This is a genomic window from Blastomonas sp. AAP53 (assembly GCF_000331245.1).
GTDB lineage: Bacteria > Pseudomonadota > Alphaproteobacteria > Sphingomonadales > Sphingomonadaceae > Blastomonas.
In genome coordinates this window covers 20,015-41,792 of sequence record NZ_ANFZ01000006.1, presented here as the reverse complement: position 1 = coordinate 41,792, position 21,778 = coordinate 20,015, and the positions used below count along the sequence as shown (strand labels likewise).

The 21,778-nt window shown below is 64.5% G+C and carries 23 protein-coding genes; 14 read left to right on the top strand and 9 right to left on the bottom strand.

What is annotated here, in order from left to right:
- Nucleotides 1-94: 94 nt before the first annotated feature.
- Genes pobA through D618_RS0103105 form a run of 7 tightly spaced genes read right to left on the bottom strand, consistent with a single transcriptional unit; the run spans nucleotide 95 to nucleotide 6,602 of the window.
- The gene (pobA, locus tag D618_RS0103135) at nucleotides 95-1,273 is read right to left on the bottom strand and encodes a 4-hydroxybenzoate 3-monooxygenase (RefSeq protein ID WP_017670032.1); all 1,179 of its coding nucleotides are present in this window, start codon (nucleotides 1,271-1,273) and stop codon (nucleotides 95-97) included.
- Entirely contained in the window at nucleotides 1,270-2,211 is a 942-nt protein-coding gene (locus D618_RS0103130; protein WP_017670031.1) for a Gfo/Idh/MocA family oxidoreductase, read from the bottom strand. Before D618_RS0103130 ends, pobA begins: the two co-directional genes overlap by 4 nt.
- Nucleotides 2,208-3,050, bottom strand: a complete 843-nt coding sequence (locus D618_RS0103125) for a class III extradiol dioxygenase subunit beta (protein ID WP_017670030.1) — start codon at nucleotides 3,048-3,050, stop codon at nucleotides 2,208-2,210. The genes D618_RS0103130 and D618_RS0103125 overlap by 4 nt, the downstream gene beginning before the upstream one ends.
- Nucleotides 3,050-3,460, bottom strand: a complete 411-nt coding sequence (gene ligA, locus D618_RS0103120) for a protocatechuate 4,5-dioxygenase subunit alpha (RefSeq protein WP_017670029.1) — start codon at nucleotides 3,458-3,460, stop codon at nucleotides 3,050-3,052. Before ligA ends, D618_RS0103125 begins: the two co-directional genes overlap by 1 nt.
- Nucleotides 3,457-4,482: an amidohydrolase family protein gene (locus D618_RS0103115; protein ID WP_017670028.1), complete on the bottom strand. Its 1,026-nt coding sequence runs from the start codon at nucleotides 4,480-4,482 to the stop codon at nucleotides 3,457-3,459. The genes ligA and D618_RS0103115 overlap by 4 nt, the downstream gene beginning before the upstream one ends.
- Nucleotides 4,479-5,342: an NAD(P)-dependent oxidoreductase gene (locus tag D618_RS0103110; protein ID WP_017670027.1), complete on the bottom strand. Its 864-nt coding sequence runs from the start codon at nucleotides 5,340-5,342 to the stop codon at nucleotides 4,479-4,481. Before D618_RS0103110 ends, D618_RS0103115 begins: the two co-directional genes overlap by 4 nt.
- Nucleotides 5,343-5,396: 54 nt before the next feature.
- Nucleotides 5,397-6,602, bottom strand: coding sequence for a LysR family transcriptional regulator (locus D618_RS0103105; protein ID WP_017670026.1), 1,206 nt, complete (start codon nucleotides 6,600-6,602; stop codon nucleotides 5,397-5,399).
- Between the two features lie 97 nt (nucleotides 6,603-6,699).
- Between D618_RS0103105 and D618_RS0103100 the strand changes: the two genes are divergently transcribed.
- From D618_RS0103100 to D618_RS0103090, 3 genes are all read left to right on the top strand, one after another.
- Nucleotides 6,700-7,371 (top strand): 4-carboxy-4-hydroxy-2-oxoadipate aldolase/oxaloacetate decarboxylase, encoded by a 672-nt coding sequence (locus tag D618_RS0103100; protein ID WP_017670025.1) that lies wholly within the window; start codon nucleotides 6,700-6,702, stop codon nucleotides 7,369-7,371.
- A gap of 70 nt (nucleotides 7,372-7,441) precedes the next feature.
- Nucleotides 7,442-8,476 carry a 4-oxalomesaconate tautomerase gene (locus tag D618_RS0103095; protein ID WP_017670024.1) on the top strand — a complete coding sequence of 345 codons (1,035 nt, stop codon included), beginning with the start codon at nucleotides 7,442-7,444 and terminating at the stop codon, nucleotides 8,474-8,476.
- Nucleotides 8,473-9,357 carry an amidohydrolase family protein gene (locus D618_RS0103090; RefSeq protein WP_017670023.1) on the top strand — a complete coding sequence of 295 codons (885 nt, stop codon included), beginning with the start codon at nucleotides 8,473-8,475 and terminating at the stop codon, nucleotides 9,355-9,357. Before D618_RS0103095 ends, D618_RS0103090 begins: the two co-directional genes overlap by 4 nt.
- 7 nt (nucleotides 9,358-9,364) lie before the next feature.
- On the opposite strand, the gene D618_RS0103085 is transcribed toward D618_RS0103090, so the two are convergent.
- Together D618_RS0103085 and D618_RS0103080 are read right to left on the bottom strand one after the other, a co-directional pair.
- On the bottom strand, nucleotides 9,365-10,333 hold the full coding sequence (locus tag D618_RS0103085) for an MBL fold metallo-hydrolase (RefSeq protein WP_017670022.1): 969 nt from the start codon (nucleotides 10,331-10,333) through the stop codon (nucleotides 9,365-9,367).
- The gene (locus D618_RS0103080; protein WP_017670021.1) at nucleotides 10,333-12,639 is read right to left on the bottom strand and encodes a TonB-dependent receptor; all 2,307 of its coding nucleotides are present in this window, start codon (nucleotides 12,637-12,639) and stop codon (nucleotides 10,333-10,335) included. Before D618_RS0103080 ends, D618_RS0103085 begins: the two co-directional genes overlap by 1 nt.
- Nucleotides 12,640-12,776: 137 nt before the next feature.
- On the opposite strand from D618_RS0103080, the gene D618_RS0103075 reads away from it, so the two are divergent.
- From D618_RS0103075 to D618_RS0103025, 11 genes are all read left to right on the top strand, one after another.
- Complete coding sequence (locus tag D618_RS0103075; RefSeq protein ID WP_017670020.1) at nucleotides 12,777-13,682, top strand: LysR family transcriptional regulator; 906 nt, start codon at nucleotides 12,777-12,779, stop codon at nucleotides 13,680-13,682.
- A gap of 133 nt (nucleotides 13,683-13,815) precedes the next feature.
- The gene (locus tag D618_RS0103070) at nucleotides 13,816-14,934 is read left to right on the top strand and encodes an FAD-dependent oxidoreductase (RefSeq protein ID WP_017670019.1); all 1,119 of its coding nucleotides are present in this window, start codon (nucleotides 13,816-13,818) and stop codon (nucleotides 14,932-14,934) included.
- A gap of 44 nt (nucleotides 14,935-14,978) precedes the next feature.
- Nucleotides 14,979-15,881 (top strand): VOC family protein, encoded by a 903-nt coding sequence (locus D618_RS0103065; protein ID WP_017670018.1) that lies wholly within the window; start codon nucleotides 14,979-14,981, stop codon nucleotides 15,879-15,881.
- Nucleotides 15,882-15,886: 5 nt separating this feature from the next.
- The gene (locus tag D618_RS0103060) at nucleotides 15,887-17,053 is read left to right on the top strand and encodes an alpha/beta hydrolase (RefSeq protein ID WP_017670017.1); all 1,167 of its coding nucleotides are present in this window, start codon (nucleotides 15,887-15,889) and stop codon (nucleotides 17,051-17,053) included.
- A 2-nt stretch (nucleotides 17,054-17,055) separates the two neighbouring features.
- Nucleotides 17,056-17,376: a DUF2218 domain-containing protein gene (locus tag D618_RS0103055; RefSeq protein ID WP_017670016.1), complete on the top strand. Its 321-nt coding sequence runs from the start codon at nucleotides 17,056-17,058 to the stop codon at nucleotides 17,374-17,376.
- Nucleotides 17,373-17,822: a hypothetical protein gene (locus D618_RS0103050; RefSeq protein ID WP_017670015.1), complete on the top strand. Its 450-nt coding sequence runs from the start codon at nucleotides 17,373-17,375 to the stop codon at nucleotides 17,820-17,822. Before D618_RS0103055 ends, D618_RS0103050 begins: the two co-directional genes overlap by 4 nt.
- A 3-nt stretch (nucleotides 17,823-17,825) precedes the next feature.
- The gene (locus D618_RS0103045; RefSeq protein WP_017670014.1) at nucleotides 17,826-18,605 is read left to right on the top strand and encodes a cyclase family protein; all 780 of its coding nucleotides are present in this window, start codon (nucleotides 17,826-17,828) and stop codon (nucleotides 18,603-18,605) included.
- A gap of 3 nt (nucleotides 18,606-18,608) precedes the next feature.
- Entirely contained in the window at nucleotides 18,609-19,376 is a 768-nt protein-coding gene (locus tag D618_RS0103040) for an SDR family oxidoreductase (RefSeq protein WP_017670013.1), read from the top strand.
- Nucleotides 19,366-20,295: an NAD-dependent epimerase/dehydratase family protein gene (locus tag D618_RS0103035; protein WP_017670012.1), complete on the top strand. Its 930-nt coding sequence runs from the start codon at nucleotides 19,366-19,368 to the stop codon at nucleotides 20,293-20,295. The genes D618_RS0103040 and D618_RS0103035 overlap by 11 nt, the downstream gene beginning before the upstream one ends.
- Before the next feature lie 23 nt (nucleotides 20,296-20,318).
- On the top strand, nucleotides 20,319-21,284 hold the full coding sequence (locus D618_RS0103030; protein ID WP_017670011.1) for a fumarylacetoacetate hydrolase family protein: 966 nt from the start codon (nucleotides 20,319-20,321) through the stop codon (nucleotides 21,282-21,284).
- Complete coding sequence (locus D618_RS0103025; protein ID WP_017670010.1) at nucleotides 21,281-21,778, top strand: cupin domain-containing protein; 498 nt, start codon at nucleotides 21,281-21,283, stop codon at nucleotides 21,776-21,778. The genes D618_RS0103030 and D618_RS0103025 overlap by 4 nt, the downstream gene beginning before the upstream one ends.

The following is a 21,778-nucleotide window of genomic DNA, read 5'->3' as shown; positions in this document are numbered from 1 at the left end:
ATGCAAGTTACTGCCCCCGGTTTGAAGGCAGTCGATGAGGGGCAGGACGCTAACGCCCGATACCGTAAAGGAAAGCGCGGGCCTGCCGGATGCGTTACACCGGCAGACCGACGTAGTTCTCCGCAATCGCGGTCTGCATCGCGGGCGAACGCGAGAGGTAATCCAGCTCTGCCATCTGCATCCGCCGCTCGAACGGACCCTGATCGGGGAAGCTGTGCATCAGCTTGGTGAGCGACCAGCTGAAGCGCTCCGCCTTCCAGATGCGCGACAGCGCCTTGGCCTGATAGCCCAGCATCGCCTGCTCGTCCTGCCGCCGGTAAAAGCCGATGATCGCATCGGACAGATAATGGACATCCGACGCGGCCAGGTTGAGCCCCTTGGCCCCGGTCGGCGGCACGATATGCGCGGCATCGCCCGCCAGGAACAGGCGGCCGTGGCGCATGGTTTCGAACACATAGGACCTGAGCGGTGCGATCGACATTTCCAGCGCAGGCCCGCGTGTGACGCCGTGCTGCGATATGCCATTGAAGCGGCCTTCCAGCTCGTCCCACAGCCGATCCTCGGGCCAATCCTCGATGCGTTCCGTCAGCGGAACCTGGATGTAATAACGGCTGCGCGTGGTCGACCGCATCGAGGCGAGCGCAAAGCCGCGCGGGCCATTGGCGTAGATCAGCTCGTCATGGCAGGGCGGCACATCGGCCAGGATGCCCAGCCAGCCAAACGGATATTCGTGCATGTACTCGCGCACCAGATGCGCCGGAATGGCGCGGCGCGAGGGGCCATGGAAGCCGTCGCACCCGGCGATCAGATCGCATGCCAGCGTGGTTACGACCCCGTCCTTGGTATAGGTCACGCTGGGCTGGTCGCTGTCGACATCGTGCAGCGCCAGGTCTTGCGCCTCGAACACGATCTCGAGCTCGCGCTGGGGCGCGGCGGCGATCAGGTCGCGGGTCAGCTCGGTCTGGCCATAGACCACCACGGTCTTGCCGGTCAGCGCCTTGATGTCGATGCGCACCAGCATGTCGCCATCGGCCAGGTTGAAGCCGTCCTCGACCATCGCCTCGCGGTTCATCCGCTCGTCGAGCCCCAACCGGTGCATCAGATCAGTGGTCACCGTCTCCAGCACGCCTGCGCGGATGCGGCTTTCGACATGCTCGCGGGTCTGGCGTTCGAGCACGATACAGTCGATGCCTTCGGCCTTCAACAGATGGCCGAGCAGCAGCCCGGCGGGCCCCGATCCGATGATCGCGACCTGGGTGCGACGTGCGCTCATGCCGTGAGCTGCCGTTCGAGGTCGCCCAGCACGCGATAGCAATCGAGCACCTGGCCGACCGAACTGTTGGGCTCGCGCCCCTCGCGGATCGCTGCGATGAACTCGCGGTCCTGCAGCTCGATGCCGTTCATCGAAACGTCCACCTTGCTCACGTCGATCGGCTCTTCCTTGCCGTTCACCAGATCGTCGTAGCGTGCGATATAGGTCGCGGTGTCGCCGATATAGCGGAAGAAGGTGCCCAGCGGGCCATCGTTGTTGAAGCTGAGCGACAAAGTGCAGATCGCGCCGGTTTCGCTCTTGAGCTGGATCGACATGTCCATCGCGATGCCAAGGTCCGGATGATGCGGGCCTTCGAGCACGTTCGCCTTGACGATGCGGCCCGCCTGATAGGCGAACAGATCGACCGTATGCGCGGCGTGGTGCCACAGCAGATGGTCGGTCCAGCTGCGCGGCTGACCCTTGGCGTTCATGTTCTTGCGGCGGAAGAAGTAGGTCTGCACATCCATCTGCTGGATGTTGAACTCGCCCGCCTTGATCTGGTTATGGACATACTGGTGGCTGGGGTTGAAGCGCCGCGTGTGGCCGACCATGCAGACCAGCCCGGTTTCCTTCTGCTTGTCCACCACCGCCTGTGCATCGGCCCAGCTGTCGGCCAGCGGGATCTCGACCTGCACATGCTTGCCTGCGTTCATGCAGGCGATGGCCTGCGCGGCGTGCATCTGGGTCGGCGTGCACAGGATGACCGCGTCAACGTCGTCGCGCGCCAGCGCGTCGTCGAGTTCGGTGGTGGCATGCACCGCGCCATATTTGTACGCGACCTCTTCGGCCTGTTCCAGACGGCGGCTGATGATCGAGGTGATCTCCACCCCGTCGATCAGCTTCAATCCGTCGAGATGCTTTTCACCAAAGGCACCTGCGCCTGCGAGGGCAATTCTCATGTCTGTGGCTCCAATACTAGATGTCCGATGGCCGTATTGCTACACGGGATGTGGTAATGGCGATGCAGGGTCTTCACGCTCTTGCCGAGCGCGCCGCGCATGATCAGCCACATGACCATCTCGATGCCTTCGCTGCCGGTCTCGCGCAGATATTCGATGTGCGGAATGTGCCGCACCGCGTCGTCGTCCGACTCGAGCATGTCGAGGAAGCGGTTGTCCCACTCGCGGTTGAGCAGGCCTGCGCGCGGTCCCTGCAGCTGATGGCTCATGCCGCCGGTGCCCCAAATCTGCACGTTCAGATCCTCCGGGAAGCTGGCGACGGCGCGCGCGATCGCTTCGCCCAGCGCCCAGCAGCGGTTACCCGAGGGCGGCGGATAGGTGACGACATTGACCGCGAGCGGAATGACCGTGGTCGGCCATTCGTCACACGCACCGAACATCATGCTCAAGGGCACGGTGAGGCCGTGGTCGACGTCCATCTCGTTGATGATCGTCATGTCGAACTCGTCGAGGATCAGGCTCTGCGCAATATGCCAGGCGAGGTCCGGGTGGCCGATGACATCGGGCACCTTGCGCGGCCCCCAGCCCTCGTCCGCCGGCTTGTAGCGTTCACCGCAGCCGATCGCAAAGGTCGGGATGAAGCGCATGTCGAAGGCAGACGCATGGTCGTTATAGACCAGGATCACGACATCGGGCTTCTGCGCCTTCTCCCATTCGCGGGTCCAGTCATAGCCTGCGAAGATCGGGCCGAAATAGTCGTCGCGTTCCTTGCCCTGGTCGTGCGCCACGCCCAGCAGCGGCACGTGGCTCGACGCCACGCCTGCGGTAATCCGGGCCATCAGCGTTTCTCCCTGATCGACCGCATGCCCTCGGGCGAGCGGCCTCCATCCATCATCATCTGCCGGTATTCGGGCCAGCTCATGTCGGTCATCGTGCTCACCGCTTCGGCAAAGGCGATGCCGTCGGTCGAGAAGAGCTTGGAGAGGAAATAGATGTTGCCCCCCAGGTCGATCATCGCGTTGTAATCGCGCGCCATCACCGCCAGCTTGGCCGCTTCCGAAATCGCCCATTCATCGAGATAGGCGCGTTCGTCGGCCTTGAACCGCGCGCGATTGTCGGCACTCATCAGGCTCATCGCGAACTGGTTGAGATGATAGCCCTGCCGCGCGCGGGCTGCGGTAAACACGCGCGTTCCGGGAATGTCCTCGAACTCGGCGAGATAGGCGTGGATGTCGGTTGGAACGCTCACAGGCCGCGCTCCTTCAGTTGCGCATCCAGCCGGGGGAAGACGCGGCGGGCATTGCCCTCGAAGATCATGTGGCGTTCGGTATCGCTGATCTCGAGCGCATCGACATAGCGCTTGGTGTCATCGAAATAATGCCCGGTGGTGGGATCGATGCCGCGCACCGCGCCGACCATCTCGCTGCCGAACAGGATGTTCTTGTTGTCGATGACATCGGCGAGCAGATCGATGCCCGGCTGGTGGTAGACACAGGTATCGAAGAAGATGTTGTTCATCAGATGCGTGTCGAGCGCGGGCTTTTTCAGCATATCGGCCAATCCGCGATAGCGCCCCCAGTGGTAGGGCACCGCGCCGCCGCCGTGCGGGATGATGAAGCGCAGCGTCGGGAAATCGGCGAACAGATCGCCTTCGAGCAACTGCATGAACGCGATCGTGTCCGCCGCGATGTAATAGCCGCCGGTGGCATGCATCGCCGGGTTGCAGCTGCCCGAAACGTGGATCATCGCGGGCACGTCGAGCTCGACCATCTTCTCGTAGAATGGGTACCAGAAGCGGTCGGTCAGCGGCGGGTGCTCGAAACGGCCGCCGCCCGGATCGGGGTTGAGGTTGCAGCCGATGAACCCGAGCTCGGTGACGCAGCGTTCGAGCTCCTCGATCGAGCCCTGCATATCCGCCTTGGGGCTCTGCGGCAGCATGCATACGCCCGCGAACACATCCGGAAACAGGCCGACGACGCGCGCGATCAGATCGTTGCAGCGCCGCGCCCATTCGCGTGCCACCGCCTCGTCACCGACATGCGGCGCCATCGCCGAGGCGCGGGGTGAAAAGATGGTGAGGTCCGCGCCGCGCTCCTTGATCAATCGCAGCTGGTTCGCTTGAATCGTCTCGCGGATGTCGTCGTCGGAAATGTGCGGGTACGGCGGACACGGCGTCCCTGCCTTGAACGCGGCCTTCTGCTCCTCGCGCCAGGCGTCGTGCGCCTTGGGCAGGACCGTGTAATGGCCGTGGCAATCGATGATCAGGGTCATGCAGCACTCGCAGGTTCGGGGGTTTGAATGGCAGCCAGTTTGGCGGCCAGGCCTTCGGGTGGAGAAACAGCCAGCGCGCCGATTGCCCGCTGGCGTTCGATCGTACCGCGCGTCATCACCGGATCGACGCCCAGATCGGAGAGCGTGACGGCGACCTCTTCCATCTCGGCGGCGCGGCGCAGGCCATGCGCCATCATCCGGTCGAGATTGTAATCGAACCTTTGCCCCCAGCTCTGGTCCTTCCAGCTGGCATCGAGCGAGGCGATGACGGCGTCAGACACCCCTGCCCGCTCGGCGGCCAGCGCGCATTCGGTGGTCAGCGCCTCGAGACCCTTGACCATGACCGAGCGGATCATCTTGATCGCCGAGGCTTCGCCGACGTTTTCGCCTGCGATGGAAACCTTGGCAAAACCCGATGCCTGCAGCGCGGTTGCTGCGGCATCGGCATGTGGGCCTGCCACGAGCAGCGGAACGCCCAGGCGCTGCGGCAGCACCGGTGCCATCACCGCGACATCGGCATAACGCCCGCCCGCTGCTTCGATCAACGCCGCCGCCCGCCGCTTGGAGCTTGGCGCAACGCTGTTCATGTCGAGCCACAGCGCGCCTTTGGGCAGCATCGGTGCATAATCGCGCGCCGCCGCCACGGCCTGGTCGGCAGTGACGAGGCACAGCACGACCTGCGCCTGGGACAAGGCCTCTGCCGGATCGTCGAAACCCTCCACCCCGGACGACGCAAAGGCAGCGAGCATATCGGGCCGGGTCGCAGTATCGTGCGCCTTGAAGTCGAACGCGCGTACCCCTGCCGGGGCAAAGGCGCGGCCTGCTTCTCCGAAGCCGATAAAGGTGACGTTGCTGGTCATGCCCGTCCCCTAAAGGACGAGCGCGATCCGCCACCAATCCAATTGCACGGCCCCCTATTGGTTTTCGTGAAGTCTGGTCTCCGTCGAGGCCTGATGCAACAGATCGACCAGTCGCTGCTGCGCGGCGGTGGGTCGCCATCCACGCCGCGTCGTCAACCCGATCGTGCGCACGCTTCCGGGCAGATCGACATCGATCCGCACCAGCATCTGTGCATCCATTTCCATCGAAATCTGATCGGGCGACAACAGCGTCAGAAGATCGCTCTGCATCACCAGCCCGCGGATCACCATCACCGACCCGCATTCGACCGGCACCGGCGGCGGATCACCCGTGAACAGCGCCTGCCAGTGCGCGCGCAGCGGCGTGCCCTGCGGCCCCACCACCCAGGATTGCGCCTGCAGCTCGTCCAGCGCTACCCGCCTGCCCGCGAGCGGGTGGCCCTTGCGCCCGAACACCGCCAGCCGGTCGGTGAACAGCGGCACCTGCTCCACCTCGGGCGGGGGCAGTTCGCGCAATGCGCCGATCATCAGGTCGATGACGCCGTCGAGCAACGGATCAATCAACTCGCGCCATGATCCTTCGACGACATCGACCACGGTGCCGGGGCAGTCGCGCAGAAAATGCGCGATCGCACGCGGCACCACCAGCGCACGGCTGAGCGGCATCGCGCCGATCGCGATCCGGCTGGCGGCGCTCGTCTCGCCCAGCGCCTCGGCGATCCCGGCGGCAATCTCGCCCGAGGCCAGCCGCACGCCGCGCGCCATCGCCCGCCCCGCAGGCGTCAGCGCCATGCCGCGCCCGCGGCGTTCGGCCAGCACCTGCCCGCTGATCTGTTCGAGTTCGCGCACCGCGCGGTGAATGCCGGGCTGCGAAAGCCCGCTCGCCGCCGCGGCGCCGGCAAACCCCTGGGCATCGGCAAAATACAGGAACGCCTGTAGCTGAGTCGCGGTCATCAGCTGTTCGGGCCGCGAAAAGCCGCGCGCTGCCGATCGCCCGGGCCGGCGCACGGCGGCGGCGAGATGCGCGAACGCGCGCTCGACCCGCTCGGCCAATGCGATGCCAGCAAACGTCGGTTCGACCCCGCCCGAATGCCGGTCGAACAGCAGCACACCCAGCTGCCGCTCCAGCTTGGCCAGCCCCTGCGTCAGCGCGGGTTGCGACAAACCCGCCGTTTCCGCCGCGCGGTTGAGGCTGCGCAGCGCGACGACGCTGACAAGCGCGCGCAGATGGCGCAGATTGAGGTCGAACGGTGTCGTCATGGCCACAAGACATAGCAAAAACTTATTGCCTGTCCACAAGTTGGATTGGCAGAAGGGGCAGCCACGCGGGCACGGCGGGACAACAAGGAGTTTGACGATGGCAATTGTGGTCCAGAATATCGAGCGCACCGATCTTGCGGTGGTAGATGGCCTTGGCGCGGCGGGCGTCGCGACGGTGCACGAGGCGCAGGGCCGCATCGGCCTGCTCGCGCATCACATGCGCCCGATCTATGCCGGTGCGCGGATCGCGGGCAATGCGGTCACCATCTCGGCGCCCCCGGGCGACAACTGGATGATCCATGTCGCGATCGAGCAGTTGCAGCCGGGCGACATTCTGGTGCTCACCCCCACCAGCCCGTGCGTCGATGGCTATTTCGGCGATCTGCTGGCGACCAGTGCGATGGCGCGCGGCTGTCGCGGGCTGGTGATCGATGCAGGCGTGCGCGATGTTCGCGATCTCACCCAGATGGGCTTTCCGGTCTGGTCGAAGGCGGTGTTTGCACAAGGGACGGTCAAGAACACGCTCGGCAGCGTCAACGTGCCGATCGTGTGCGCCGGTGCCGCGATCGAACCCGGCGATGTCATCGTCGCCGATGACGATGGCGTGTGCGTGGTCAAGCGCGCCGATGCCGCCTCCGTGCTCGAAAAGGCGCAGGCGCGCGAAGCCGCCGAAGAGGCCAAGCGCCAGCGGCTGGCGGCAGGTGAACTGGGGCTCGACATCTACAACATGCGCCCACGTCTGGCAGAGATGGGCCTGAAATATGTCTGACGACGCCCGCTCAGGAAAAGTGGAAACCGGTTTTCCGCCCGGAGTGGGCGTCCACAAGAGCGCCCGCTGCATGTGGATGCGCGGGGGGACGTCGAAGGGCGGGTTCTTCCTGAAGCACGACCTGCCCGCTGATACCGCTGCGCGCGATGCGTTTCTGCTGCGTGTGATGGGGTCGCCCGACGAGCGCCAGATTGATGGCATGGGCGGCGCGGACCCACTGACCAGCAAGGTCGCCGTGGTCAGCAAATCCGACCGGCCCGGGGTCGATGTCGATTACCTGTTCCTCCAGGTGTTCGTCGATCAGGCAATCGTCACCGACGCGCAGAACTGCGGCAATATCCTCGCGGGCGTCGGCCCGTTCGCGATCGAGCGCGGGCTGGTCGCGGCGAGCGACGGCACGACGCGCGTTGCCATTTACATGGAGAACACCGGCCAGGTGGCGGTCGCGACCGTTGCCACGCCCGGCGGCGTGGTGGATTATGCCGGCGATGCCGCGATCAGCGGCGTGCCGGGCACGGCCTCGCCAATCCCGCTGGCATTTCGCGATACCGCGGGCTCGTCGTGCGGCGCGCTGCTGCCCACCGGCAACGGCGTGGATGTGATCGACGGCGTCGCGGTGACGATGATCGACAACGGCATGCCCTGCGTGGTCATTGCCGCTGCCGACATGGGCATCACCGGCTATGAAGACCGCGACACACTCGATGCCGACACGGCCATGAAGGCCAGGGTCGAGGCAATCCGGCTGCAGGCCGGGCCGCTGATGAACCTGGGCGATGTCACCGCCAAATCGGTACCCAAGATGATGCTGGTCGCGGCCCCGCGCGAAGGTGGCGCGATTGCCGTCCGCTCGCTGATCCCGCACCGCGTCCACGCCTCGATCGGCGTGCTCGGCGCGGTGAGCGTCGCAACCGCCTGCCTGATCGAAGGATCGCCGGCCGCGCGCATCGCCAAGGTGCCCGAGGGCGCGAACAAGACCTTGGGCGTCGAGCACCCCAGCGGCGTCACCGAATGCGTGGTCACCGTTGATGACAGTGGCCAGCCGGTCGAAGCGGGCATGCTGCGCACCGCGCGCAAGCTGATGGATGGAGAGGTTTTCGCATGAGCACCGACGCCGATGGCCGGGTCCGCAGCTGGACGCTGAGCCCTTCCAAGCCGCGCTTCACACCCCCGCCGTGCGCGGTCGATGCGCATTGCCATGTCTTTGGGCCGATGGCGCAGTTTCCGTTCAGCGCCAAGGCCAAGTATCTGCCGCAGGATGCCGGACCCGACGCGCTGTTTGCGCTGCGCGGTCATCTGGGCTTTGCGCGCAACGTCATCGTCCAGGCGAGCTGCCACGGCACCGACAACCGCGCAACGCTGGACGCCATCGCCCGGTCTAACGGTCTGGCGCGGGGCGTTGCGGTGGTAGATCCGGCGATTTCGGATGCCGAACTCGACGCGCTGCACGCAGGCGGCATCCGCGGGGTGCGCTTCAACTTCCTCAAGCGGCTGGTCGATGACGCGCCCAAGGACAAGTTCCTTGAGGTCGCACGCCGGATCGAGCGGCTGGGCTGGCATGTCGTGGTCTATTTCGAGGCCGACATTCTCGAAGAGATGCTGCCGTTCCTCGCCGCGATCCCGGTACCGATCGTGATCGATCACATGGGTCGCCCCGACGTGACCCAGGGTCCCGACGGCGCGGACATGACCGCGTTCCGCCGCCTGCTCGACAGCCGCGACGACATCTGGACCAAGGTCACCTGCGCCGACCGGCTCGATGCCGCTGGCCCGCCTTATGCGGATTTCGTCGCCGCCGTGCGCCCGCTGGTCGAGGCGTATTCGGACCGCGTGCTGTGGGGCACCGACTGGCCGCACCCCAACATGGAAAAGATACTGCCCGATGACGGGCATCTGGTTGATACGATTCCGCAGATTGCTCCGACGGCAGAGCTGCAGCACAAGCTGCTCGTCGCCAATCCGATGCGATTGTATTGGGCCGACTGAGCGCCGCTCAGAACCGGTCGAGGTCGTTGGCCAGCGTGACCGGCCCCTGAAAATGCGTCCGGATCTGCGCGACATAGCCTTTGGTCCGCTCAGGATCGGGCGTGCCTGCAGCAAAATGCGTGATCGCCAGCGCCTTGACGCCGGCGCGCTTAGCCAGTTGCCCCACGGCATCGGGCGTCAGATGATGGGTGGAGAGATGCTGTTCGAGCCGCTGCTTCGCCTCGGGCGGCATGTTGGGTGAATTGCGCGCGACATTGGCCATGGTGCCGCCCATGTCGATCATCTCGCTGACCAGAAGGTCCGCGCCCTTCGCCAGCGTTTCGACCGCCGCGCTCGGCCCGGTATCGCCGGTATAGACGATCGAGCGACCCGGCAGATCGAAGCGGAAGCTCAGCGACTTGTAGTTGCGGTCTTCCACGCTGCCCGGCGCGAAGTCATAATGCGAGTTCTGCGCTGCCGTCACCGCCATGTCGCCGAGCGGCACGCGCTCGCCATCGGCCAGCTCGATCACGCTGACCGTGTCGGCAGGCGGAGTCCAGGGCTGGCCCGGAATGCCATAGCCGACATGCGCTGCAGGCTGCATCGATGCGACCATGCCCCCCACCAGCTCGCGCGTCCCTGGTGGACCATAAACGGTGATGGGATCGCGCACATTGGTCTGGTTGCGTAAGGCTAGCACGGCGGACAGCCCGCCGGTGTGGTCGGCATGCAGATGGCTCAGGAACACCGCGCGGACGCGGGGCAGCAGGATCCCTGCGCGCGCCAGCTGCTGTACGGTCCCGTCGCCTGCATCGACCAGATACACCTGGCCTTGATGGATCAGCGCATTGGATGGCTGCGCCCTGTCGGGCGCGGGCACTGGCCCCCCCATGGTGCCCAGCGTGACGAAACCATCCCCCTGAGGCACTGGTTGTGCCACAGCCGGTGCAGCGGCCAGCAAGGCTGCCAGCACCGACACGATGGCGCCCCCCGCCATCAGAAGTTGAACCCGAACCGCACGCCATAGGTCCGCGGCGGGCGCAGCGTGCCCACCGGGAAGTCGAGGATCGGGCGGGTGCCCGCGCGCGCCAGCACCACTTCATCGGTGATGTTATTGATGAAGCCGGTCACATTCCAGCCGCTTGCGCTTTCCAGCGTCAAATAGGCATCAGCCATGGCAAAACCGCCTTGACGCTCCTCGGGCCGATAGTTCGAGTTGAGGAACCGGCTGCTTTCGATATTCCCTCGTGCGCCGAAGATCAGGTCCAGATCGCCGTTCAGCTCGAACGTGCGTTCATACCCCAGGTTGATCGCCCATTTCGGCGAGTTGACCGTCGGCCGTCCCGAGCAATCGATGTCGAAGAAGCGCGCACCATTGACGCCCGGATTGGCCAGGCGGCTGCCCAGGGTGGTGCATCCCGTCGTGACCGGCGCGCCGGTGGGCGAGAAGTTGGCCGTTGTCAGGCTGTTGTACTTGCCGTTGAGATACTGGACGTTGAGATTGAACAGATCATTGCGGCTGGGCGCGAACTTGGCCTCGAACTCGGCGCCATAGATGCGCGACTTGCCCGCGTTGACCGTGGTCGATCCCTGCGCGAAGATGCCGCCTGCGGTGCGCACGCCGCCGACAAACGTGATCTGCTGGTCCTTGTAGTCCCAGTAGAACGCTTCGATGTTCAACTGCAGCTTGTTGCCGAAGAAGCGGTTCTTGGCACCGACCGTATAGGCGGTCAGCTCTTCGGGAGCGAAGGTGTTGGCAGGTGGCTGGGCGACGAAGAAGCCGCCCGACTTGAAGCCGGTCGCAACATTGGCATAGACCAAAGATGCTGGCCCGGCATCCCATTCCAGTCCGGCCTTCCAAGTGAACTTCTCGAACGAAAGATCACCAGTAAAGGGCGCGCTGAGCGGAGGGTTGATGGGACCGGGAAGTCCGCCAGCGGCGACGGAGGTGAACTGCTCCTTGTCTTCCCTGGTATAGCGGCCACCCGCGACGATGCGCAGAGTATCGGCGATGTCAAAGGTCAGCTGGCCGAACGCGGCGATGCTTTCCGTGCTCAGCCGCGGCGTGAAGCGGGTCGTCGAGATGTTGCCCTGGCGAAAGAAGTTCTCGGTGACCTGGTTTTCGCCGAAATAGAATGCGCCCAGGACATAGCGCAGCCGCTGGTCTTCGTTCGAGGCGAGCCGCACTTCCAGCGAGGTCTGCTCGGCGACATCCTGGATCGTACCGGCAAAGCCCGGCAGATAGGTCAGAACGCTCACGTCGGACCGGCGATAGGCCGGAATGACGGTCAGCGTGCCAAAGCCCATGTCACCGACGACAGTAGCGCTGACACCAAAGAACTGGTTGTCGAGGAAACCGTCGGTTCCCGCCAGAGCGACACAGCCGCTGTTGACGAAATTACCGAAGCCACCGCAGAACGGCGGAGCAAAGATGCCCGATGCCAGCTGGCGGATCGATGCCTGCGCACGCGGATCGGAAATGCTCACGCGATCTTCCAGCGGCGGAACGGCATAGCGTGCTTCGGGCAGCAGCACCGCGCCTGCACCCTTGCCGCGCTGGTTGTAGTAATCGGCAACCAGCGTCATCGACCACATGTCGGATGGCTCGATCAGCAAAGATGCGCGGAAAGCCTCGCCCTTGTCGTCGTCATAGCCGTCCGAGATGAAGCCATCGCGATCGACGATCTGCCCGGCCACGCGGAGCGCAACGGTTTCACCGAGCGGAACGTTCAGCGCCAGCGAGGCCTTTTTGCTGTCGTAATTGCCATACTCGAACAAGCCTTCGGCGCTGAATGTGCCCAGCACCGGCTTCTTGGGGATGACGTTGATCGCGCCGCCGGTGGCGTTGCGGCCATAGAGCGTGCCCTGCGGTCCCTTTACCACCTCGACGCGTTCCAGATCGTAGAACACGCCAGCAGGCGCGGTGGGGCGGCCGACATAGATGCCGTTGAAGTTGAACGCGACCGCGTTTTCGGCGAACGAGTTCTGCGAATTGGTGCCGACACCGCGCAGGAAGAAGCTGGTCGTTCCGCCGGTGGGCTGGACCACCAGCGACGGGACCAGGCGGCCCAGGTTGGCGGTTTCGGTAATGCCCGACTTGGTGAGATCATCGCCAGTGACGGCAGTCACCGCAACGGCGGCGCGCTGCAGGCTTTCCTCGCGGCGCTGGGCGGTGACGACAATTTCGCTCAGCCCTTCGCTCTGCGGATCTTCAGCGGCGTTGGTGGTGGCGTCCTGCGCGAATGCGGCCCCTGGAATGGCCAATGCGGCCAGAAAGGTGGTCGCCAGCAAACATGCCTTCATTTTTCATCTCCCCAAAATGCGCCGAAAGCCTCCACGGGCCATCGCCTTGTTGACTGTGGATGTAAGGCAAGGGCTAGCCATAGGTGAAATCTTTTGTTTTAATCATCATCCAATAATTAAATGGATGGATCTATCCGATGCGCTTCAAGGGTCTCGATCTCAACCTGCTGGTCGCGTTCAACGTGCTGATGGAGACGCGCAGCGTTTCGCGTGCTGCAGAGCAATTGCACCTGAGCCAGCCGGCCATGAGCGCCGCACTGGGCCGGTTGCGCGACTATTTCGGCGATGATCTGCTGGTGCTGCACGGCAAGCGCATGTTCCCGACACCTTATGCCGAATCGCTGGTTCCAGGCGTGCAGGATACTTTGCGCCGAATCGATGCACTGATCACCACCTCGACCAACTTCGACCCGGCGACCTCTCAACGCATCTTCCGGCTGATCGCATCGGACTATATCACCGCCGCCGTGATCGCCCCGCTTTCGCGCAGGCTGGCACAGATCGCGCCCGGCATCCGGCTCGAAGCGGTGCTGCCGTCGGACGGCAGCGCAGACCTGATCGCGCAAGGGGCGTTCGACCTGCTGATCACCCCGGAAGAGTTCATCAACCCCAGCCAACCCGCCGAACTGCTGTTCGAGGAACGGCATGTCGTGGTCGGATGGACCAAGAACCCGGTGTTCAGCCGGCCGTTGACAGAAGACGACCTGATGCAGACCGGACATGTCGGCATCCAGATGGGGAACCAGCGCACCGCCGCATTTGCCGACAGCACGATGGAGCAATCGGGTCGCTTCCGGCGGATGGATGTCACTGCATCGTCGTTCACCGTCGTCCCCTGGCTGATCATAGAGACCAACCGGCTGGCGCTGATGCACGAGCGGCTGGCTTTGTGCATGGCGCGCATGTTTCCTTTGGCCATCGCGCCCATTCCCTTCGCCTTTCCGGTCATGCGCGAAATGATGCAGTTCAACCACGCGCGCAGCGCCGATGAGGGGCTGAAATGGCTCCGTGAAGAACTGCGCCGCGACAGCGCCATCCAGTGAGGCCCAATCCATTCATAAACCTAATGCCTATGGATCAATACAATAAAATTTACAGATTATACCCTCACCCCCTATTGAAAGCGGGATGAAGATGCCCGGGCGCTGGTGCCGGGCACGGGAGAGGGTTTACTGCATGAAAGACATGCGAATTCTGGTCATTGGTGGTGGCATCGGTGGGCTCACGTCTGCGATCGCCCTGCGCCGCAAAGGCTTTGACGTCGACGTGATCGAGCGCGACCCCGACTGGTCCGTCTACGGCGTCGGCATCATCCAGCAGGGCAATGTTGTCCGCGCGATGACCGAGCTGGGCCTGATCGACGATTACATCAGCGCCGGCTTCGGTTTTGACCGCGTCCAGGTCTATATCCCCACCGGACAGTGCGTTGCGGACATCCCCACGCCCCGGCTGGTCGAAGGCTATCCCGGCAATGTCGGTATCGGACGGCGCGCGCTGCACAAGGTGCTGGGCGACCGTGCCAAGGGTGCAGGCGCCGACATCCGCCTCGGCATCACCGCAGACGTGCTCGACGATAATGGCGAAGGCGTATCGGTCACGTTCAGCGATGGCAGCACGGGCCGCTACGATCTGGTGATCGGTGCCGACGGCCTGTATTCGCAGACGCGCAGCGCCATCTTTCCGGATGCACCCAGGCCCGAGTTCACCGGCCAGTCGGTGTGGCGCTACAATTTCCAGCGCACGCCCGATGTCATCGCACTGCAGGCCTATGAAGGCGAAACCGGCATCGGCCTGGTGCCGTTGTCCGACGAGCTGATGTACATGTATGTCACCACGCCCGAGCCGGGCAATCCGTGGTATGCCAAGGAAGATCTTGCCAGCGCCATGCGCAGCAAGATCGCCGGTGTCCCCTCGCCCGCCATCCAGGCCTTGGTCGGCCAGATCACCCAGGACGACGAGGTGGTCTACAAGCCGCTCGAATGGATGTTCCTGGAAGGTCCGTGGCACAAGGGCCGGGTCGCCCTGCTCGGCGATGCCGTGCATGCCACGACGCCGCATCTGGGTCAGGGCGCCGGCATGGCGATCGAGGATGCGCTGGTGCTGACCGAGGAACTGCTCGCAGCCGAGACGATCGAGGATGCGCTCACCGCTTATCGCGACCGTCGCTTCGAGCGCTGCCGCTACATCGTCGAATCCTCGCGCGCCATCTGCTTTGGCCAGATCGGCAAGGGACCGCTGGTCGACAATGCCACGGCCACCCGGGAAATGTTCATCAAGGTAGCTGAGCCGATCTGATCGGCTGGCAGTCTTTCTAATGGGTTCAAGGAGTTATCTATATCATGGCACGCGTAAGTGAAATCCGCCATGTCGGCTATGCCGTCACCGATCTGGCTGCAGAGGCAGCATTCTATCGTGATGTCTGGGGTCTGAAGGACGCCGGCGAAAAGGACGGCATGCTGCACTTTGCCGCCGAAGGAAATGACGAGCTGTACGTCGTGCGCCTGCGCGCGGCAGACCAGCAGCGGATCGACATTATCACCCTGGCAGCAGACAGCCGCGCCGATGTCGATGCGCTGCACACCAAGGTGGCCGACTATGGCTGCCAGATCGTGTTCGCGCCTAGGGAACTCGAAACACATGGCGGCGGCTATGGCTTTCGTTTCTTCAGCAAGGATGGCCTGCCGTTCGAGATTTCGAGCGATGTCGCACGTGGCACGTCGCGCGAACTGACCCGCTGGGAAGGCATTCCGCAGAAGATCAGCCATATCGTGCTGCATTCGCCCGACCATCAGGAGATGGTGCGCTTCTTCACCGATGTGCTGGGCTTCAAGGTCAGCGACTGGCTGGGCGACTTCATGTGCTTCCTGCGCTGCAACCAGTGGCACCACCGCATCGCCCTGCTGCCGGGCCCTGCGTGTCTCAACCATGTCGCCTATGACATGCTGGGTGTCGATGACATGATGCGCGGCATCCACCGGCTCAAGCAGAAGGGCACCGATATTCGCTGGGGCCCCGGTCGCCACACCGCTGGCAACAACACCTTCAGCTATTTCACGACGCCGGGCGGCTTCGCGGTCGAATATACCGCCGATCTGGAAGAGGTCGACGACGCCACATGGCAGGCGACCGTGCATGCTCCTGCGCCGCTGGTGATGGACCAATGGGGCATCGGCATCGGCGGCCCGCAAACCATGCCCCATCCTGCGCCCGACGCAGGCCTTTTCCAGCCTGCAGGAGTCTGAGCCCCATGGCCCTTTTTGAATATTTCCCCAATTATATCTGGAACCTGTCGGTCTCCATTGCGATCGAAAGCGGCGGCCAGATCGGCGAGATCATCGACATGTGCCAGCCGATCCGCGATGCGGCGGCCAATGGCGCCGATGCCGGAACGGCGCAGTTCCTGCAGCAATGGGTGGCGATGGGCGACAAGCTGATCGGCCTTGCCGCAGAAGACGAAGCCAGGGGCCGCAGCCTGTCGGCCGCCGCCAAGCTGGAGCGTGCTGCGCTGTACCTGCTGGTCGGCGAACGCATGCAGGGCCATGGCAATCCCGAGCGCGTAACCACCTTCGCCAAGGCGCAGGACACGTTTGCCAAGGCGATGACGCTGGGCAAGCACCCGGTCGAGCGTGTGATGATCCCGTACGAAGGCAGCGAATATCCTGCGCTGTATTGCCGCGCGCCGGGCGAAGGCCCCAAGCCCGTGGTGATGTATTGCAACGGCCTCGATAGCTCGAAGGAGCTGCTCTACTGGTCGAAGCTGCCGCATGCGCTGGCTGCGCGCGGCATTTCCACCCTGTGCGTCGACCAGCCGGGCACCGGTGAGGCGCTGCGGATCTACAACCTGCCGGCGACGCCGCATTCGGAAAAATGGGCAACGCCCGCAGTGGACTGGTTGCTCCAGCAGCCGGATGTCGACCCTGCCCGCATCGGCATGACCGGCATTTCGCTGGGCGGTCACTTCGCCCCACGCGCCGTCGCCTTCGAGCCGCGCTTTGCATCCGGCGCGGTCTGGGGTGCGAACCACAACTGGGCCGAAGTCCAGCAGAAGCGTCTGCGCCGCGAGGGCGAGAACCCCGTCCCGCATTATTGGGGCCATGTGATGTGGGTGTTCGGCGCAACCGACATGGACGATTTCCACGTCAAGTCGGCCGACATGACGCTGAACGGCGTGATGGAGCGGATCAAGGTGCCGTTCCTGGTGACGCACGGCGAGCACGATCGTCAGATCGGCCTCGAATACGCGCACCAGAGCTATGAGCAGCTGACCAACAGCCCGCAGCGCGAGCTGAAGATCTTCACCGCGCGCGAGGGCGGTGTTGAGCATGTCGGCGCGGACAACATGTCTTATGGTCGCGACTATATCGCCGACTGGTTCGCCGAAACGCTGGGCGGTCACACATCGGGAGCCGCCTGACCATGAGCTATGTCGCCACCGCCCGCATCCCCACGCAGAGCGCGTCCAAATATCTGCAGCAGGTCTGCAAGCATTGGGAGCACAATCTGCCGGTGACCTTTGACAAGGATCATGGCGAGATCACCTTTGCCAAGGATGCGCGCGGGGCGGACTGGCCCGCCGACGCGCTGGTGACGCTCGATGCTCAGGATGACGCGCTCGTCTGCACCATCTCCGCCAGCGCCGAAGGGCAGCGCGATGGCCTGAAGGGTGCGCTGGAGCGGCATATCGACCGCTTTGCCTTCCGCGAGGTGCCGCTGGCCTATAACTGGACCGACGGATGACCGGTCCGCGCGGCTATGTGCGCAAGCAGACGATGATCTCGGTCGTCATCACGATGGCGATCAGCGCGGGGTTCTTCCTGCTGGTTTTCGGCAGCATCGATCCGATTGCGGTATGGGCACCCAACAATCTGGCGCTCGATTTTCTGCCGCAATCGGGGGCAGCAGCCTTTATGGCGGCGCTGATGCCCGCGCTGCAGGCCCGCGCTGCCATTGCGAAAGGTCAGCTTCCGGGCACGCCGCCAAGCGTTCGCTCGATCGTCGTGCGCGCTATCCTGCTAGCACTGCTGGCATTGGGGTTGGCCGGTGTCGTCATAGGGACGCTGAAGCTCAGCGGTATCGTGACCTTCGACTGGACCGCCGCATTTGCTATCAAGGTCGCATACGGGGCGCTTCTGGGATTGATCATCACACCACCTGCAGTGCGCGCCGCGCTGACAAAAGGATAAACCATGGCCCGCCAATTCATCGACCTTTCGATCTATCTGGAAAACGACGTGATCACCGATCCGCCGTTCATGCGACCCAAGATCACCTATCAGCAGCATGCCGATACGGTGACCGAGCTTGGCCATTTCTTCCCCGGAGTCACCGCCGAGCAACTGCCCGACGGCGCGGGCTTTGCCGCTGCCGAATGGGTGACGCTGACCACGCACAACGGCACGCATCTGGATGCGCCCTGGCATTTCCACCCGACCATGGATGGCGGCCAGCGCGCAATCACGATCGACGAGGTGCCGCTCGAATGGTGCTTCAACCCCGGCGTGAAGCTGGACTTCCGCCATTTCGAAAACGGCTATGTCGTCACCGCCGCCGATGTCGAGGCCGAGCTCAAGCGCATCGACCACGAGTTGCAGCCGTTCGAGATCGTGCTGGTCAACACCGCTGCGGGCGGCGCGGTCGGCAAGCCCGACTTTGTCGATACCGGCTGCGGCATGGGCTATGAAGCGACGATGTATCTGCTTGAACGCGGCATCCGCGTTACCGGCACCGATGCCTGGAGCTGGGATGCCCCGTTCAGCTACACCGCCCAGAAGGTCGCCGAAAGCGGCGACACATCGCTGATCTGGGAGGGCCACAAGGCCGGACGCGACATCGGCTATTGCCACCTCGAAAAGCTGCACAATCTGGAAAGCCTGCCGCCGCACGGCTTTACCGTCAGCTGCTTTCCGCACAAGATCCGCGGCGCTTCGGCGGGCTGGACGCGTGCAGTGGCGATCATCGAAGACTGATCGATGCTGGCCGGTGCTTTCGACCTTGCTGGCCGCACGGCCATCGTCACCGGCGGAACGCGCGGCATAGGCCTGGGTGTTGCGCAGGCCTATGCGCAGGCCGGAGCCAATGTGGTCGTAGCGAGCGAGAACCATGATGACGTGGCACAGGCCGCTCGCCAACTGACAGACCAGGGCCATAGCGCGCACGGCATCGCCTGCGATGTCTCCGACGCGGCGGCACTGGAAGCCTTGGTCGAGAGCACGCTGGCAGCTTTTGGTGGCCTCGACATTCTGGTGTGCAACGCAGGGATCACCGGGCAGGCGGGCAGCTGGTCGCTCGACGATTTCGACCAGGTGATGGCGATCAACCTGCGCTCGATCGTCGCGCTGACCGGCCTTTCGCTGCCGCATATCGCCGCGCGCGGTGGCGGCAGCATCATCCTGATGTCCAGCCTGTCGGCCCTGCGCGGCAATGCTACGATCAATGCCTATGCGCTCGCCAAGGCCGGGGTGGCGCAGCTGGCGCGCAATCTGGCGGTGCAATGGGGGCCCAAGGGCGTGCGCGTCAACGCGGTCGCGCCGGGCCTGATCCGCACGCCGCTGTCCGAACCGCTGATGGCGAATGAAGCGTTCATGGCGCGCCGGCTGCAAATGACGCCTTTGCGCCGGGTGGGCGAAATTGCCGATGTCGCCGCGACCTGCCTGTTCCTCGCCTCGGATGCGGGGGCCTTTATCACAGGCCAGCAGATTGCCGTCGATGGCGGAACGTCGATTACCGATGGCAGCTGAACGCCCTCCGATCCTCGTCACCGGCGCGGGCGGCTTTGTCGGTCAGGCTTTGGTGCGCGCGCTCGCCCCGCACCACCGTGTCATCGCCACTGACCGGACGAACCTGGATTGCGCCGGCCTGTCCAGCGTCTCCGCCCTGCCCGGCGAAATCGACGATCCGGCGCTGGTCGCACAGCTGACCGCAGAGCCCCTGAGCGCGATCATCCACCTTGCCACCATCCCCGGGGGAGCTGCGGAAACCGACCCGGCGCTGGCCGCGCGGATCAATGTCGCTGCCCCCATGGCCTTGATCGACGCCGCCGCCGCGCACGGCAACGCCCCGCGCCTGCTGTTCGCCAGCAGCATCGCGGTGTTCGGCGAACCGCTGCCTGCGCATGTCGATGACGATACGCTTGTGCGCCCCATGCTGCGCTACGGCGCGCACAAGGCGATGATGGAGGAGTGGATCGCCACGCTGACCCGGCGCGGCGGAGTGCGCGGGCTTTCGCTGCGGCTGCCCGGCATTGTCGCGCGTCCGATGGCTCCGTCCGGCATGAAATCGGCGTTCCTGAGCAACCTGTTTCACGCAATCAAGGCAGGCGAGCCGATCACCTTGCCGGTTTCTGCGCAAGCGACGTGCTGGCTGCTGTCGCGTCGCGCGCTGACCGGACAACTGGTTGCGGCGCTCGACCTGAAGAACGATCCTGCCAGCCGCCGCCTCAACCTGCCCGCGCTGCGTGTGCGCATCGGCGATCTGGTGGCCGAGGTGGCTCGCCAGACCGGGCACGAAGCGGCACTGGTCGGCTACGCACCCGATCCGGCGATAGAAGCCGCCTTTGGCTGCCAGCCGCCGCTCACCACCTTCGCCGCCGACGCTCTGGGCCTGCACCACGATGGCAGCCTCGCTGCCCTGGTCGATCACGCCCTTGCCGACCTTTGATTCACGAAAGGACCGCCAACCCCATGAAACTCGCCACCCTGGATAACGGTATGCCCGATGGCGCGCTGGTCGTCGTCAGCGCCGATGGCAGCCATTACCTCCCTGCCACCGCCGTCGCTGGCACGCTGCAGGCCGCGATCGAGAGCTGGGCCACCGCCGAACCCGCACTGCGCGCCCTCGCCGACCGGCTGGCGGCTGGCGAAGGCGACGGCACCGATAGCGCTTCTTTTGCCGCGCCGTTGCCGCGCGCGTGGCAATGGCTCGATGGCTCCGCCTTCCGCAGCCATGGCGAGCTGATGGAGACATTGTTCGGTACCGAACCGCCGCCGCCGGGGCGTCCGCTGATGTATCAGGGCCTGTCGCACGAGTTCCTCTCCGCTACCGCTGATGTTCCGTTGCCGCGCGAGGAAGACGGCATCGATTTCGAGGGCGAGTTCGGCATCATTACCGATTTCGTGCCGATGGGCGTCACTCCTGATGAGGCGATGGCGCACATCAAGCTGCTGGTGCAGATCAACGACTGGTCGTTGCGGGCCATCGCGCCGATCGAGATGAAGACCGGCTTCGGTTGGGTACAGGCCAAGCCCGCCTGTTCGTTCGCGCCATTCGCGGTGACGCCCGACGTGCTGGGCGACGCCTGGCGCGAAGGCCGCGTGCATCTTCCACTCAGCGTCGACTGGAACGGCAAGCGGTTCGGCGATGCATTGGGCGGGGTCATGGAGTTCGGCTTCCACGAATTGGTCGCGCATGCCGCGAGCACGCGTTCGCTGTGCGCGGGCACGATCATCGGATCGGGCACGGTCTCGAACAGCAACTTCCGCGAGATCGGCTCTTCGTGCATCGCCGAGCGGCGCGGCATCGAGATGCTCGACGAAGGCAAGCCCAGCACCCAGTTCATGCGCTTTGGCGATACCGTGCGCATGGAAAGCCGCCTGCCCGATGGCAGCGTGCTGTTCGGCGCGATCGACCAGAAGGTGGTCAAGGGATGAGCGCCCCCGCCTCGCCTCCCGTCCGCCGCATCGTCACCGGCCATGACGCGGGCGGCCGCGCGATCATCCGCAGCGACGACCTGCTGCCGGTCGAGCCGATCCCCTCGGGCGACGCAGCGTTCAGCCTCGTGTGGACCACCGCCACCGTTCCCGCCGACAACAACGACGAGACCGACGGCCGCCTTCGCGAAGCCGGGCTAACGCTGCACCAGGGGTCGGTGATCCGCATCGTCGACATGGTTCCAGGGGGCACGTCCCCATTCCACCGCAGCAGCAGCATCGATTACGGCATCGTGCTGTCGGGCGCGGTCGAGCTCGAGCTCGACGACGGCGCTGTGACCACAGCACAAGCGGGCGACATCATCGTCCAGCGCGGCACGATCCACCTGTGGCGCAATCCGTCGGCCACTGAGACATGCCGGATCGTCTTCGTGCTGATCGAGGCCGCACCGGTGACAGTGGACGGGGTGCCCCTGCCCGATGTAGAGCCCTGA